Here is a 14,483-nt window from a genome sequence, read left to right as displayed (position 1 = left end):
GTGGGAATTCATTGGATGAGCGAGCGTGAAGCACATAGGGCCGGTCGAAGTGCGGGTTCCACTTCGATAATCTGGACTTCAATGTGAAGGAAGCGGCTGCTTCGATTGCCTTGATCGGCCGTAGAAAGCTTCCAGGCTGATGTGACCGGTGTCCGCTTGAGACTGCTTGCAGACCTTCGATCTGTTGCAGCTACAGGTCTGCTTCGTGGTCACTAGCAGACGAAGCTTATCGTAACATCGCGGTACCGCGCAGGTCGCTTCGACCAGGACGACCCCGGTAAGTCGCGCCAGCTCCGTCGGCGCACGGGGCCTCTGGCAAGATGAGGTGATTCGTCATTGGTTGGTACGCATGTCAACAATCCGCATTTCGGAACGCACATCGGTTGATGAGGTCATTGGCTGGGACATGTCCAGATGCCAGGCGGCGCGCATTAGCAAACGGAGCAGTTTTGAAGCTGGCGCGCAGGGCTTGGCTCTTGCCTCGTTGGCAGGGTTGTCATCTGACGGCGAAGATTTCCTCCTGGATTGCGACTTTGAAGAGCCTCGTACACCTGAAGAGCTGAACGCGACGTTGTTCTCCAGCGCCTTCGGATTTGCAATCTCCCGTAGGGCGAAGCGAATTCACTTCATGGGGAAGCCGGCAGCTCCTGATTTCAAGCCGGCTCTCGCGGATTTGTACAAGAGCAAAGGAGGAGTACTCGGCCTCGGAGCGGCTCGCTCCCTAGTCTGCGTGGACCCAATTTTCCCTCTACCCCCTGAGCTTGCTGAGGCTGGGATGGAGCAGACCGACGAAGGCTTTCCGGCCCCCTCGGTGTTCGGCGCGATGCTTCAGCGAACGGTCCAGGCAATGGGTTTTCGGCGCCTGCTCGGTTCAGCTGGTGAATCGAGCGTTGTGTCGTTCATCTACGAAGCACTCCGCAACAGCCTTGAGCATGGCATCCCATCCGACTTCGCGCGCCGCTCGAGGAGTACGCGCGCTCTGGTGGTCGAGAAGGTAGTGCTCCAAGGCTCCGACGTTGCCAGCCGCCGCCTCTCCCCCGAGTTGAAGGAATACTTGGCACGAATCTCCGAAGGCAACAAGGATCTAGGACTCGGCGCTGCATGCTTCACAGTAGCCGACCAAGGAAATGGCATTCAATTTACTCTGCCGGCAAAGCTGGAGGAGTCGGCTGAGCAACGGCTCGCACGCGCGTTCCAGCCAGGCGAGAGCCGGAAGCCTTCTGGCGTTGTGAAACGAGGGCTCGGCTTGCCTGCGGTTGTCTCGGCCGCCCATCACCTTCAGGCGCTTGTGCGTATTACGTCGGGCAATCTCGACCTCACGCAAGACTTTTCGACCGGCGAACACAAGTACCCGACGCTGGAGTTCAGTTCGGTGCGTGCGCTTCCCTCGACGTTTCTTGCTGGAACGTGCGTCTCCATCTTCGTGCCCGAGTTCTCTCGTGACCTTGACCAAGGCTCTTTGTTTGGACGATAGCTCTTCGAAACAGAATGACACTGGCGTTCGGCACCGAAGTAGTTCGCAAAGTCTCGGATATTGAGCACGTTGTTGCTCAAATTCCAGACGCTGCGCTCGTGGGTGCGAATGGCCTTGTACTTCGCTTTGATGCGGAGTTGTGGCTTTTCCTCATGACAGATGTCGGTCGAGCGGTCGAACTACTTCGCGAGCAGGCAGAGGCTGTTACGAGGCGTGCGCCCCACGTTGACATCTATGTCCTTCCTGACGGGCACTCATCGGCTTCGGCAAACCCTCCTTACGTAGCGCGTCACGGGCCGCGTTTGCTTCTCCGGGGAAGCGACGGCGAGATCGCCTTCAACACTGAGGTGGATGGGGCGCTGCTGCAATCCATACGCGAGAAAGACCTTCACGAGGTCGTCGCGGGAGCTCAGAGTAGGTGCGTTGTCTGCGCAGCGTCGAGTTACCACTTTGCCTTGCCATCTGGTGCGCACGCGTCTCAATTTGTGCGGCTCTCGGAAGCGCTGGTCGACATGCAAACCGTCGACCGTATTGCATATTGGCTGGCGCACAGAATAGAAGCGCAACTGACAGAGCTCCAGGGGAAATCGAACCTCACTCTCCTTGTTGACCATCCAAGCATGCTCGTACTCGCCGCACGAGTACGCTTGCTCGTATCGCAGTCTCTTTCCATTGCTACCTTCCCCGGCTACCCCTCGGATGTGGAAGCGCGTACATCCACGTTCTCATTCTTGAGCAAGATCGCGTCAGCGCAGACGGCGGTATTTGTTGTGGTAGGGGTCGCATCGACAGGAAGGCTAGCCAGTTTCGTTGACACATGGGCTAACGAACGCCCTGGGCTAGTCATCAAGTCCACCACACTCTATGCGGTTCAGGACATCCATGGAACCGAACCTCTTTGCCGTCTTAGCCTTCCCAATTACGAGCACTTTGAAACTGAGCAAGGATGCGGCTTGTGTGCAAACCACAGCGAGGCCATCGCCATCCACTCGACCAATTACATGATCGGCGTGGCGACTCCGAGGGCGATTCCTTTACCCCCTGAGTTATTCATGCAGCAGCGCGAATTCCTTTCGCGCTGGGGTAACAACGAGGGCGTGCTGCGCGTCCACTACGATGACCCGAACGAATCGACCGCGCGACATCATGCGTTCTATGTGGACGTAGGAACGTTGCTTGCTTTCGGGGCTTTTCAGGAAGAATTGCTTGAGAAGGTCGGTTCTCTTGATCCGAGGCCGGACGCTGTTGCGGTGCCAGAGCATCCGACGGCCGCCCGCCTTGCGAACCTCATCGCTGAACGACTAGGTGTTCCCGTCGTTACGCTAAGCAACCAGATGCTGGCGCGTCGCCAGGGAGTGCAGGACCCAATTCTCGCAACTGCAAGGTCCTTGCTGGTGGCGGACGATGTGTTCATTTCAGGTACACGCCTCGATACCATCAATCGATTTCTCCGTGAGACGAAGAACGAGTTAGCACCTGCTCTGCAGCACATTCACTTCTTCACGCCGCTGGCTACGCCATCCTCTGAACAGAAGTACTTAGAACGTGCGCGTGGTCTCGCATCAAGGCACGGCTGGGTGTCGCAACTCAGTCATCTCTACAAGTTCTGTCTTCCTGACTGGCATGACCCAAAGTCGTGCCCGTGGTGTCGGGAGCGAGACGCTCTCGGTCGGCTTGCGCAGTTGTCCGGGGTTCTTGATGGTCCTCTTGCGGACCGCGTCACCCACCTGAGCAACCGGACGGCTGGTCTCACAAACCATGTGTTCCACCTCGCCACCGGTGTGGCACAGGTTCCCGATCTAGGTGCGGAGTCTGTAATCTTGAACGGCGGGGCGACGGCCCTCCAGGTGCTATTTGCTTGCGCGAGCGCGGTGCAGCAGCTTCGGCAAAAGGCAACTGACCCATTGAATCCTGCTCAGTTCCCAACGCCGACAGGCTTGGCGGCCAGAGTCTTCTCGACGAACTACACCGAGCGCACAGTCTGGCTCGGCATCCTTCGTTCGCTTCGGAGTACTGAGCTCCATAGGGACCTAGTGCAGTTCCTAAGAGGGGCCGCGCTAGACCGGGCCGACGGCCAGCATTCGCTGGTGCACGCAGAGCTGGCGGTTGCCGTCCTCACAGGCAAGCTTGGGAGCCCAGATAGTTCAGAAGCGGGGCGTGAGCTGTTTGAAGAACTCGGAATTCCATGGCAAGCGCTGTTCGACGCTGCTTATGTATACGTGAGGTAGCCCTTTTCCTAGGCCCCTCCTCGGGGGACCAAAGGTCGACGATGGATGACCATTGCAGCAGACGAATGCGCCGTGTTGCCCAAGCTTCAGCGCGTGGCAGGAATAGCCTGCAGAACACGTTCCGCGGACGCGATTCCACACTGGCGGCGCTATGCTCCAACACCTGAACAAATTCGGACACCCCATGTTTGATCGCGAGCGGCTTTTTCAGATGCTCTTTGCCAAAGAGTGGGATGGACTTTCCGAGCAGCTCTATCTTCATAGGAATCTTCTGGGCCAAGATCCAGTTCTCCAGCAGGTTGCCCAACTTTTCGACTCTGAGTTTGTCGGTCATCTGAGAGGCCTGCCAGCATCAGAACAAGTCAAGACCACCCGCCACATCTCGATGCTGATCGCATCGAAGCGTAGCAGCTTCAAGGAGTCTTTCTGGCGGCCAGTAATCGAGATCAAGCTTGAAGCGATGTACGAAGTCAAAGACATAAGCCTGTCGGGCGTGGCATCCGAGTGGGCCAATGAAATCCCCCTAGCACGAGATCTGCTTGTGCGCCTACAGCAGGAGAGACCTGAGGAGCTCGCAGACGCTCGCAGGAGCGCTCTGAACATCAAGGCGGTGACGGCAGCACCAAGGGCCAAGCCGATTCAGCATGTCACATCGATCTTCAAGTCTCCTCAGGAGCGAGCTTTCTACTTGGCCATGCTTGAAGCCGTTCCGAAACTGCTGCCTTGTCCGAACTTGGCCATGAGTGTTGCACTGGACTACCCAGCGATCGAACCAAAAATTTCGGCCGCCGCGAGGAGCTACTTCTTCCGAGCCCAGTTCGATTGCGTCGCTGTTGATCCAGCGCAGGACTACCGACCATTGCATTTCTTTGAACTCGACAGCACGTTTCACGATACGGCTGAGGCGATCGCCCGTGACCGCATGAAGGACGAGATCTGCTCCGCCGCTGGGATCAAGCTACTGCGGTTGCGTGCCTTCGAGCAGATGGAAACAACACAGGCTGCATTTATGCAGCTGATTCGAGAGGTTCTTCCGCCTGTGTTTTCTCGAAAGTCCTCCGGCGCCTGAACCTGTTGCGGCTCTAAGATGCGTCGCGAGTTAACGTTTGAGCGATCGAATGGGTATCGCTCATGGTCCACGCAGCGCTTGGAATGTGCTTAATGCAATCGCGCGCAAGGGTAGTTGGCATGCGCCCGCATGCAAGATTGACCCTCATGCGCATTGATAGTGTAGGACCTCTACCGAGACTTCAGTTCGATGTAGATTTGGGCCCGCTTGTGGCCCCAAATGAGCCGCCGCCGCGAAATGGCGGCTGTCCGCAAACGCTGCATAGCCTCCATCATCAAACCAACGTCAAACGCCCGCAACGGGTCGACTGCGTAATTCACAGCCCAACGCAGCAGACATTTGGCCAGCGTTGACCATGCGCCAAGCAAACCAAGGCAGACAGAGCCTCCATCCACAGCCACCCGAAATCGCGCAGCAACGGAGGCTCTAGTTGCCATCGAGCCGCAGTGGCCCGAGTCGCTGAGCTCCTATCTGTCTTCGGTCAGTAGGCACCCATGTAGTCGCGCTTACCGACCTCAACACCGTTGTGGCGCAAGATGGCATAGGTGGTGGTCACGTGGAAGAAGAACTGCGGCAGGCCGTAGTGCAGAAGATATGCACTTGCGGTCAGTTTCTTTTCCTTGGGGGTGCCGGGGCGCAATACGATCTCGCGGCTCTCGCTTGAATCAAATTGCTCAGGCTTGAAGGAGCCGATGTGGGCTAAAGCTTTGGCGATCAACGCTTGCAGGTCGGCGAAGCTGACCTCGGTGTCGGGCCAGGACGGCACCTCGGCACCAGCCAGGCGGGAGGCAATGCCCTTGGAGAAGTCCGCGGCGATCTGTACCTGACGTACCAGCGGAAACATGTCGGGGAACAGCCGCGCCTGCAGCAGCGCATTTGGATCGATGTTCTTCTGCGTCGCGTGGTCTTCGGCCTTCTTGAGCACGTCGGACATGGCGCGCAGCATCTGCTGCATGACGGGAATGGAGGCGTTGTAGAGCGGGCTGGTCATAGTGAGGTCAGTTTTGAAATTGGGCGCGATGGCCGGAGTTGGCGTGGCAGAGGTCCTGCCGACCATGCAAGGCTAACAGCACAGGGTGAACTGAATCGGCCCGGCTCCTGAGGCCAGCTTTTCTTTCGGCGCTCACGCCGATCGGGACCGGCCCGCCACAGCCTCTTCGAGGTCCGTGCCCCGCGCATCGCAGAAGCTGCATTTATTGGCGCTTACCGCAACTTCATGCCAAACGGCACCGCAACCCGCCCACTTCGAAGCGCTTCTGTGGGCCTCCCACGGAAAGGACATCGATTGGTGCAGCGGTGACGGGCCTCGCCACCTGGACAACCTGCTCTGGCTCGCGGCGGACCTCGCTCGCAAGGCCGGGGAGCTGTTTCAATTGAGCGAGATGCCGCGACGTGGAGCGCTCGAGACTAGCGGGTAAGTGCTGGTCTGCGGGCCGCGGTTTCGCGGCCCGCTTGAGGGACAGGTCCTTGGTTGAACGTTTCCGGTTGCAGGGCGGGATCGACTGGCGTCTTGCGCGCTCGCGACATTGCTCTGGATGGAGAAAGACCTCCCGTCCTCGCTATTCGCAATGGCTGCCAACTGATCGCACCAGTCAGAGCCCAATAGCCCCCACGATGTGATCCGCCAACAACCCAGCCGCCCGCGGCAGACCCGCCGCCCGATGCAGCCGTATATCCGCCCCAGGCAACCGCGGCATGCCATCGCGTTCCGACAGCGCCCGCAGCGTCGGTGGAAAGGTGCCCGACTTCACCACCGTCACCGCCAGTCCCTGCGCCACAATGGATTCCACGGCCGCGAGGCTGTGGCTCACGAAAGCCAGTCGCCATGGTCGCCCCGACGCATCGAGCGCCTCGGTCGCCCATTGGCGGAACAGGCAGCCCTGCGGATACAGCGCAATCGGCAGCGGGTCCTGCGATTCCACCGAATGGGAAACGGCGGTGGCCCAGACCGCCTGTTCGCGCCGCAGCAGCTCGCCGCCGCCCTGGCCTTCGGGATGCATCGCGATCACGAGGTCGAAGTCCTCGCCCAGTCGCTCGGGCATGCGCGCCGTCAGGCCGGTCTCCATCTCGATGTGGATGCGCGGATACGCGGCCACGAAGCTGGCGAGCACCGGCGGCACGACGAAGCTGCCGTAGTCGTCCATGACGCCGAGCCGCACGCGGCCCTCGATCTTGTGCTGCTGCAGATGGCCCACCGCCTCGTCGTTGAGCAGCAGGATGCGGCGCGCATAACCGAGCAGCCCCTCGCCCGCGAGGCTCAGCTCGACGTTGACCTTGGTGCGGTGAAAGAGCTCGGTGCCCAGCCGCTCCTCGAGCCGCTTGATCTGCATGCTCACGGCCGACTGCGTGCGGTTCAGCGCCGTTGCCGCGCGCGTGAACGAACGGTGGTCGGCCACGGCCACGAAGGCCTTCAGCAGCTCGGGGTCGAGCGTAGGGATGCTCATTCGATTTGTTGATCAGAGTGACCAAATAAATTCCATTGATTGATGATAGAGGGCTGCCTACGCTGCTGTCACTTCATCGACAAGGGAGCACGGGCGTGGGAGAACTCTTGGGCATCGCGGCCGCGATGCTGTCCAGTGCGCTGGGCGGCGCGGCGGTGGGCGCAACGCGCTATGTCGCGGGCGTCATCGATCCGGTGGCGCTCGGTGCCTTCCGCTTCGGCATCGGCTTCTGCCTCTTGCTGCCGATGGCGCTGCTGCGTTCCGGCGAGTCGTGGCCCGCGCCACGCGACTGGCCGGCGGCGGCCGGGCTGGGGCTGCTGTTCTTCGGTCTGTTCCCGCTGCTCTTCAATGCCTCGCTGCACCACACGACCGCCGCGCGCGGCGCGCTGGCGCTGTCCGCACTGCCGCTGCTCACCATGGCCGTGGCGGGCGTGCTGCGCGTCGAGCCCTTCACGCGGCGCAAGACGATCGGCGTGCTGGTCGCGATGGCGGGCGTGGGGCTGGCGCTGCTGTCGGGGCTGCGCACCGCGCCGCCCGATGCCTGGCGCGGCGACCTGCTGATGCTCGCGGCCGCGCTGTGCATGGCGTTCTACAGCGTGGGCTCGCGTCCGCTGATCCGCCGTTCGGGGCCATTGACCTTCACCGCCGTGGCGATGGCGGTCGGCGCGCTGTGCCTCACGGGCATCGCCTGGCAGGGCGGCAGCTTCGCGCCCGTGGTGTCCTTCGGCACGGCCCAGTGGCTGGCCATCGCCTACCTCGGCGTGTTCGGCGGTGCGATCGTCTTCTTCCTCTGGGCTTTTGCACTGGGCCGCACCACGCCCACGCGCGTGGCGATCTCGGTGACGGTCAATCCGGTGGCGGCGGGCCTGGTGGGCGCCTGGCTGCTGGCGGAGCCGCTGCGGTGGAACCTCGTCGCGGGGCTGCTGGCCGTGCTGGCGGGGATCGTGATTGCGGCGACAGGGGCTTCGCGCGGGTAGGCCGATTGCGCACTCGGCCAGGAAGGCCGGGCTCATGTACCTCCACCGGGGGACTGCCATCCCCCCCCGCCCGGTCCTACATTCCCCTCATGACCGAGTCCTTCACCGTCCAGACCGAGTGGGTGCACCTCCAGTACGACGAGCACGCCGCCTTCACCGAGACCTACGGCTTCTCCGGCAACCAGGGCGCGGTGAACCTCGAGGCGATCCGCTTCCGGCCCGAGGGCCAGGCGTCCGACACGCTGATGGTCTTCATGCATCCCGCGTCGACGCTGCAGCTGCTGCCGGTGCCGCGCGCGATGGCGGCCACCGGCGCGCACGTGCTGTGCGCGGGCAGCCGCTACCAGCGCAACGACACGGCGCTGATCATGGAAAAGGTGTTCCTCGACCTGAGCGCCTACATCCGCCATGCGAAGCAGGTCTGGGGCTATCGCCACGTGGTGCTGGTGGGCTGGTCGGGCGGCGGGGCGCTGGCGGTGAGCTATCAGGCCGAGGCCGAGGACCCGCGCATCACGCACACGCCGGCCGGCGATGCGGTCGATCTCAAGGGCAAGGGACTGGTCCCGGCCGACGCGGTGATCTACCAGGCCGCGCACCTCTCGCGCGCGCACCTGCTGGCCGAGACCATCGATCCCTCGGTGAAGGACGAGCTGAACCCCGACGACCGCGACGTCGAGCTCGACATCTACGACCCGCGCAACCCGAACCAGCCGCCGTATTCGCCGGCCTACATCCAGCGCTACCGCGTGGCGCAGCTCGATCGCATGCGCCGCATCACGGCCTGGGCCCGGGCGAAGCTGGCCGAGCTCAAGGCACGCAACACCGGCGAGATGGAGCGGCCCTTCCTCGTGCACCGCACGCTGGCCGATCCGCGCTTTCTCGATCCCACGCTCGACCCCAACGACCGCCGGCCGCGCTGGTGCTACATGGGCAATCCCGAAACGGTGAACTCCGGGCCGGTCGGGCTCGCGCGCTTCACCACCTTGCGCAGCTGGCTGTCGCAATGGTCGCTCGACGACTCCTGCGGCAACGGGCTCGAAGGCGCGCGCCGCATCCGCGTGCCGCTGCTGGTGATCGAGAACAGCGCCGACGACGCGGTGCCGACCACGCATCCCAAGATGCTGTTCGAGGCCGCGGCCTCGCCCGACAAGCTCTTTCGCGTGGTGAAGGGCGCGACCCACTACTACGCCGGCCAGCCCGAGCTGCTGCAGGAAGCCACGGCGCTGATCCGCGGCTGGCTGCAGGAGCGCGACCTGCTCGAGCGCTGAGTCCGTGAAGACCGGCGCGGCCGCCGTCGCGGCGATGGGGCCGGCGCTGGTCGTCGGCGTGGTCACGCTCTCGACCGCGGTCCAGCCGCTGGGCACCGACCTCTACCTCGCGGCGCTGCCCGCGATCCGCAACGAGTACGCGGCGCGCGTGGGCGTGGTGCAGCTCACGCTCGCGGTGCTGGTGTTCAGCTTCGGATTGAGCCAGCTGCTGTGGGGTCCGGCCTCCGACCGCTTCGGCCGCCGGCCGGTGCTGGTGGCGGGCTTCCTGCTGTACGCGGTGGGCGCCGCGGTGGGTGCGATGGCGCCGAACATCGAGGTGCTGATCGCCGCGCGCGCGGCGCAGGGCCTGGGCATCGCGGCCTGCATGGTGTGCGGGCGCGCGATCGTGCGCGACCTGTTCGAGCAGCAGCACGGCACGCACGTGATGACGGTGGCGATGTCGGTGCTGGCCTGCCTGACGATGCTGATCCCCGTGACCGGCGCGCTGCTGGCCCAGACCCTGGGCTGGCGCGCCACGCTGTGGTCGATGGCGTTGTGCGGCCTGGCCGGCGCGCTGCTGGTGCTCGCGCGCGTGCCCGAGACCGCGCGCTCGCTCAAGCCCGATGCGCTGCGCCTCGGCCCGCTGCTCGCGGGCTATGCGCGCATCGCGCGCGATCCGGCCTTCCAGTCGTGGACCCTGCTCAACGCCTTCGGCTACGCGGCCAACTTCGGCTTCTTCTCTAGCTCGGCCTACCTCTTCATCGAGACCTTCGGCGTCTCGCGCGTGGGCTTCGGGCTGGTGATCGGCGGTGCCTCGGTCACCTACCTCGCGGGCACCATGCTGTGCCGGCGCTGGATCGCGGCGCACGGCATCGTGACCTCGGTGCGGCGCGCGGGCTTCCTGTCGCTGCTGGCGGCGCTGGTGCTGGTGGTGCCGCAACTCGCCGGCGCGCACACGGCCGGCACGCTCACGGCGGGCCTGTGGCTGATGCTGCTGGCCTACGGCATCCACCAGCCCTGCGGCCACGTCGGCATGGCCACGCCGTTCCCGCTGCAGGCCGGCGCGGCCTCGGCGCTCGGCGGCTTCATCTTCGCGGGCGCGGCCTTCCTCTGCGGCGGCTGGATGGGCCTGATGTACCGCGGCGGCAGCGCCGCCGTGCTGTCGCTCACCACGGGCGTGCTCGCGGCCGCGGCCGGCACGATCGCGCTGACCTTGGTACAACGTCATGGCCGGCCCGTGCCCGCGCGGCCCGCCGTGCCCTGAATCCCGCTTCTCACCCCCTTCCAGGAGACATCATGCGCAACGACAACGCCTACATCGTCGGCTGGGGCCACACGCCCTTCGGCAAGCTCGACAACGCCGAGCTCGAGCAGCTCATCCGCGACGCCGTGCAACCCGCGCTCGACAGCGCGGGCGTGGCGGCCGAGGACATCGACGGCATCTTCGTGGGCCACTTCAACGCCGGCTTCGTCGGCCAGGACTTCACGGCCTCGCTGCCCGCGGTGGCCATGCCCGAGTTCCGCCACACGCCGGCCGTGCGCTGCGAGAACGCCTGCGCCACCGGCTCGGCCGCGATCTGGGCCGCGCTCGACGCCATGGCCGCGGGCCGCATGAAGCGCACGCTGGTGATCGGCATGGAGCGCATGAACGGCCTGCGCACGCCCGAGGTGGCGGCCACGCTGATCAAGTGCTCGTACGTGAAGGAGGAGGGCGCCGACCCGGCCGGTTTCGCGGGCATCTTCGGCGGCATCGCGAGCAACTACTTCGAGCGCTTCGGTGACCAGTCGGACGCGCTCGCGGCCATCGCGGCCAAGAACCACGCCAACGGCATGCACAACCCCTATGCCCACATGCGGCGCGACTTCGGCTTCGACTTCTGCCGCACGCCCTCGGACAAGAACCCCTTCGTGTCGGGTCCGCTCAAGCGTTCCGACTGCTCGCTGGTGTCCGACGGCGCGGCCGCGCTGGTGCTGTCGACCGAGCCGCTCGCGGGCGCCAGGGTGCCGGCGGTGCGCTGGCGCTCGCGCACGCACGTCAACGACTTTCTGCCGATGTCGCGGCGCGACCCGACGCAGTTCGAGGGCGCGGCCATGGCCTGGAAGAAGGGCCTGGCCTCGGCCGGCGCCTCGCTCGACGACCTGGGCTTCGTCGAGACGCACGACTGCTTCACCATCGCCGAGCTGCTCGAGTACGAGGCCATGGGGCTCGCGCCACACGGCGAGGGCGCGCGCGTGATCCTCGACGGCGTGACGCGCAAGGACGGGCGGCTGCCGGTCAATCCTTCGGGCGGGCTCAAGTCCAAGGGCCATCCGATCGGCGCCACCGGCGTGTCGCAGCACGTGATGGCCGCGATGCAGCTTTCGGGCACGGCCGGTGGCATGCAGGTCGAGCGCACGCGCATGGGCGCGGTGTTCAACATGGGCGGCTCGGCGGTGGCCAGCTACCTCAGCATCCTGGAGCCGGCCTCGTGAGTGCGGCGCAAGCGATGAACCTGGGCCGGCTGCTCACGCAGACGGCCGCGCTCTTTGCCGAGCGGCCGGGCCTCATCCAGGAGGGCGGCCGCAGCTGGACCTGGGGCGAGATCGAGGCGCGCGTGGCCGCGATGACCGCGGCGCTGCGCGCGCTCGGATTGAAGAAGGGCGACCGCATCCTCGTGCAGTCGCGCAACAACCTGCAGATGTTCGAGAGCTGCTGGGTCGCGTTCCGCCTCGGCTGCGTCTGGGTGCCGACCAATTTCCGGCTCACTCCCCCCGAGGTGGCCTACCTCGGCGCGTCAAGCGGCGCGGTCGCGATGATCGTGGAGGACATCTTCCCCGGCCACACCGACGCGGTGCGCGCGGCCTCGCCGGCGCTCGGGCACGTGGTCGCGATCGGCCGCGCGCGCGAGGGCGAGCATTCGTACGAGGCGCTGCTGCGCGCGCATGAGGCGCACGACGCATCGCAGTCCGAACACGAGACCGTCGACCGCGAGGACCCGCTGTGGTTCTTCTACACCTCGGGCACCACCGGCCGCCCCAAGGCCGGCGTGCTCACGCACGGGCAGATGGCCTTCGTGGTCGCCAACCACCTGGCCGACCTGATCCCGGGCACGACCGAGAACGACCGCTCGATCGCGGTCGCGCCACTGTCGCACGGCGCGGGCATCCATGCGCTGCTCAACGTGGCGCGCGGCGCGGCCACCGTGCTGCCAGCCAGCGAGAAGCTCGACCCTGAGGCCTTCTGGGCCTCGGTGCAGAAGCACCGCGTCAGCAACCTCTTCACCGTGCCGACCATCGTCAAGATGCTGGTCGAGCATCCGGCGGTCGACCGCTACGACCACAGTTCGCTGCGCCATGTGATCTACGCGGGCGCGCCGATGTACCGCGCCGACCAGAAGCTCGCGCTGAAGAAGCTCGGCAAGGTGCTGGTGCAGTACTTCGGGCTCGGCGAGGTCACGGGCAACATCACGGTGCTGCCGGCCGCCATGCATTCGGCCGACGACGAGGATCCGAACGCCAACATCGGCTCGTGCGGCCGCGCGCGCACCGGCATGGAGGTGGCGATCCTCGATGCCGAGCTGCGGCGCCTGCCCACGGGCGAGGTCGGCGAGATCTGCGTGCGCGGCCCCGCCGTCTTCGCGGGCTACCACGGCAACGAGGAGGCCACGCGCAAGGCGCTGCGCGGCGGCTGGTTCCACACCGGCGACCTCGGCCGGCTCGATGCGCGCGGCCTGCTCTACATCACCGGCCGCGAGTCCGACATGTACATCTCGGGCGGCTCCAACGTCTATCCGCGCGAGGTCGAAGAGGTGCTGCTCACCCATCCCGCGGTGGCCGAGGTGGCGGTGCTCGGCGTGCCCGATCCCAAGTGGGGCGAGGTCGGCGTGGCCGTGGTGGTGCGGCGCGAGGGCGCGCAGGTCGACTGCGATGCGCTGATCGCGCACCTCGACGGGCGCTGCGCGCGCTACCGCTGGCCGCACCACGTGTTCTTCTGGGAAGCGCTGCCGAAGTCGGGCTACGGGAAGATCGCGAAGAAGGACATCCGGCAACTGCTGGTCGAGCGCGGGGAGATCGCACTCCCGTAGCGCGTGGCCACGGTCATCGGCGCGGGCGATCGGCGCAGGCCGTGACGGCGTAGTGGTCCTCGTCCGTCAGGACGACCTTCACCTCGGGCAGCGCCGACAGGTGCCGCAGCAGCCCGGCATCGTTGACCGTCGACAGCAGGATCGCGGCCTCGCCGAAGGTGGCGGCCGTGATCGGCGTGTAGCGCGCGGCGTTCATCGAGAAGGCATCGGCCCCCACGAACGCATAGGCCAGCTTCATGAAGGCCGCATGCAGCCGGTACAGCGGCGCGCCGTACTTGCGGTCGTTGGGGCTGATGGCATAGCTGGTGTGCACGCCCTGGTCGGCCAGCCAGGACAGGTACAGCGGCTGGCTCGATTCCACGAACGCGCGCTCGGTGAGGCCGTAGCGCTCGAGCAGCGCGCTGAGCCGGTGCGTCGCCTGGTGGGCGGTCCAGGGCGAGAGCTTTCGCAGATCCTTCGCATCGAGCCAGAAGAGGCCGTTGCGCGGGGCGCTCGACAGCACCGCTTCCAGCCGCAGCGGCCGGCCGTCGAACAGGGTGTAGGGCCGGTCGTGCGAGACCACGAAGTCGTCGAGCTCGGGGTCGAAGAGCACGTCGATCTCCACGCCGGCCGCGCCGCGCCTGAAGGCCTCCGCCACGGCCCGCAGGCTGTTCTCGCCACCGGTGGCCGCATGGCCGCGATGGGCCCAGACCTTCTGGCAGGAGGCAAAGACGAAGGCCGATGCCCGTGCCGCCGCCTGCCGGTAGAGCAGGTCGCTCAGCGACAGCAGGAGGCCGAACAGGAAGAGCGGCACCAGCAGCCATCGCCACCGGCGCCATAGAGCAGTTGCACCAGCCATGGAACCTCGCGGGCGGAAAGTGGAGGGAGTGCGATGCGGGCCAGCGGATTGGCCGGTGCAGTGTAGGTGGCTTGCGGCCGGGCCGAGGCGCGAGGCGCCTTGCCCCGCTATATTGAAAGCCTTTGGCAACTACAGAGAAATC

At 65.2% G+C, this 14,483-nt stretch carries 11 protein-coding genes; 8 read left to right on the top strand and 3 right to left on the bottom strand.

Annotated features, from left to right (window positions below):
• Positions 1–349: 349 nt before the first annotated feature.
• The 3 genes from AC07RV_RS05025 to AC07RV_RS05015 all read left to right on the top strand — a co-directional run bounded on the left by AC07RV_RS05025 (position 350) and on the right by AC07RV_RS05015 (position 4,771).
• A complete protein-coding gene (locus AC07RV_RS05025) occupies positions 350–1,474 on the top strand; it encodes a hypothetical protein (protein ID WP_296785896.1) in 1,125 nt (374 codons plus the stop codon).
• A gap of 14 nt (positions 1,475–1,488) precedes the next feature.
• The gene (locus AC07RV_RS05020) at positions 1,489–3,702 is read left to right on the top strand and encodes a hypothetical protein (protein ID WP_296785893.1); all 2,214 of its coding nucleotides are present in this window, start codon (positions 1,489–1,491) and stop codon (positions 3,700–3,702) included.
• Positions 3,703–3,886: 184 nt separating this feature from the next.
• On the top strand, positions 3,887–4,771 hold the full coding sequence (locus AC07RV_RS05015) for a DUF2726 domain-containing protein (protein WP_296785891.1): 885 nt from the start codon (positions 3,887–3,889) through the stop codon (positions 4,769–4,771).
• A gap of 481 nt (positions 4,772–5,252) precedes the next feature.
• Here AC07RV_RS05015 and AC07RV_RS05010 read toward each other — a convergent pair whose 3' ends face one another.
• Both AC07RV_RS05010 and AC07RV_RS05005 read right to left on the bottom strand, forming a co-directional pair.
• The gene (locus AC07RV_RS05010; protein ID WP_296785888.1) at positions 5,253–5,762 is read right to left on the bottom strand and encodes a DUF1993 domain-containing protein; all 510 of its coding nucleotides are present in this window, start codon (positions 5,760–5,762) and stop codon (positions 5,253–5,255) included.
• A gap of 601 nt (positions 5,763–6,363) precedes the next feature.
• Positions 6,364–7,215 carry a LysR substrate-binding domain-containing protein gene (locus AC07RV_RS05005; protein WP_296785885.1) on the bottom strand — a complete coding sequence of 284 codons (852 nt, stop codon included), beginning with the start codon at positions 7,213–7,215 and terminating at the stop codon, positions 6,364–6,366.
• A 95-nt stretch (positions 7,216–7,310) separates the two neighbouring features.
• On the opposite strand from AC07RV_RS05005, the gene AC07RV_RS05000 reads away from it, so the two are divergent.
• From AC07RV_RS05000 to AC07RV_RS04980, 5 genes are all read left to right on the top strand, one after another.
• The gene (locus AC07RV_RS05000) at positions 7,311–8,192 is read left to right on the top strand and encodes a DMT family transporter (RefSeq protein ID WP_296785880.1); all 882 of its coding nucleotides are present in this window, start codon (positions 7,311–7,313) and stop codon (positions 8,190–8,192) included.
• An 89-nt stretch (positions 8,193–8,281) separates the two neighbouring features.
• Positions 8,282–9,460, top strand: coding sequence for an alpha/beta hydrolase family protein (locus tag AC07RV_RS04995; RefSeq protein WP_296785879.1), 1,179 nt, complete (start codon positions 8,282–8,284; stop codon positions 9,458–9,460).
• Between the two features lie 4 nt (positions 9,461–9,464).
• Entirely contained in the window at positions 9,465–10,703 is a 1,239-nt protein-coding gene (locus AC07RV_RS04990) for an MFS transporter (RefSeq protein ID WP_296785876.1), read from the top strand.
• A 32-nt stretch (positions 10,704–10,735) separates the two neighbouring features.
• Positions 10,736–11,911: an acetyl-CoA acetyltransferase gene (locus AC07RV_RS04985; RefSeq protein ID WP_208509615.1), complete on the top strand. Its 1,176-nt coding sequence runs from the start codon at positions 10,736–10,738 to the stop codon at positions 11,909–11,911.
• Entirely contained in the window at positions 11,908–13,503 is a 1,596-nt protein-coding gene (locus tag AC07RV_RS04980; RefSeq protein WP_444814001.1) for an acyl-CoA synthetase, read from the top strand. Before AC07RV_RS04985 ends, AC07RV_RS04980 begins: the two co-directional genes overlap by 4 nt.
• 13 nt (positions 13,504–13,516) lie before the next feature.
• Here the strand turns inward: AC07RV_RS04980 and AC07RV_RS04975 are convergent, their stop codons facing one another.
• Positions 13,517–14,296 carry a glycerophosphodiester phosphodiesterase gene (locus tag AC07RV_RS04975; RefSeq protein WP_296785872.1) on the bottom strand — a complete coding sequence of 260 codons (780 nt, stop codon included), beginning with the start codon at positions 14,294–14,296 and terminating at the stop codon, positions 13,517–13,519.
• Positions 14,297–14,483: the final 187 nt, after the last annotated feature.

This window comes from Variovorax sp. GW821-FHT09B01 (assembly GCF_059418345.1).
This window is presented reverse-complemented; position numbering and strand designations above follow the sequence as displayed.

Excerpts from the sequence above, each read along its gene's own strand:
- AC07RV_RS05025 (WP_296785896.1), top strand. The coding sequence starts at position 350 with ATGTCAACAATCCGCATTTCGGAACGCACATCGGTTGATGAGGTCATT.
- AC07RV_RS05005 (WP_296785885.1), bottom strand. The coding sequence starts at position 7,215 with ATGAGCATCCCTACGCTCGACCCCGAGCTGCTGAAGGCCTTCGTGGCC.
- AC07RV_RS05015 (WP_296785891.1), top strand. The coding sequence starts at position 3,887 with ATGTTTGATCGCGAGCGGCTTTTTCAGATGCTCTTTGCCAAAGAGTGG.
- AC07RV_RS05020 (WP_296785893.1), top strand. The coding sequence starts at position 1,489 with ATGACACTGGCGTTCGGCACCGAAGTAGTTCGCAAAGTCTCGGATATT.
- AC07RV_RS04985 (WP_208509615.1), top strand. The coding sequence starts at position 10,736 with ATGCGCAACGACAACGCCTACATCGTCGGCTGGGGCCACACGCCCTTC.
- AC07RV_RS04995 (WP_296785879.1), top strand. The coding sequence starts at position 8,282 with ATGACCGAGTCCTTCACCGTCCAGACCGAGTGGGTGCACCTCCAGTAC.
- AC07RV_RS05010 (WP_296785888.1), bottom strand. The coding sequence starts at position 5,762 with ATGACCAGCCCGCTCTACAACGCCTCCATTCCCGTCATGCAGCAGATG.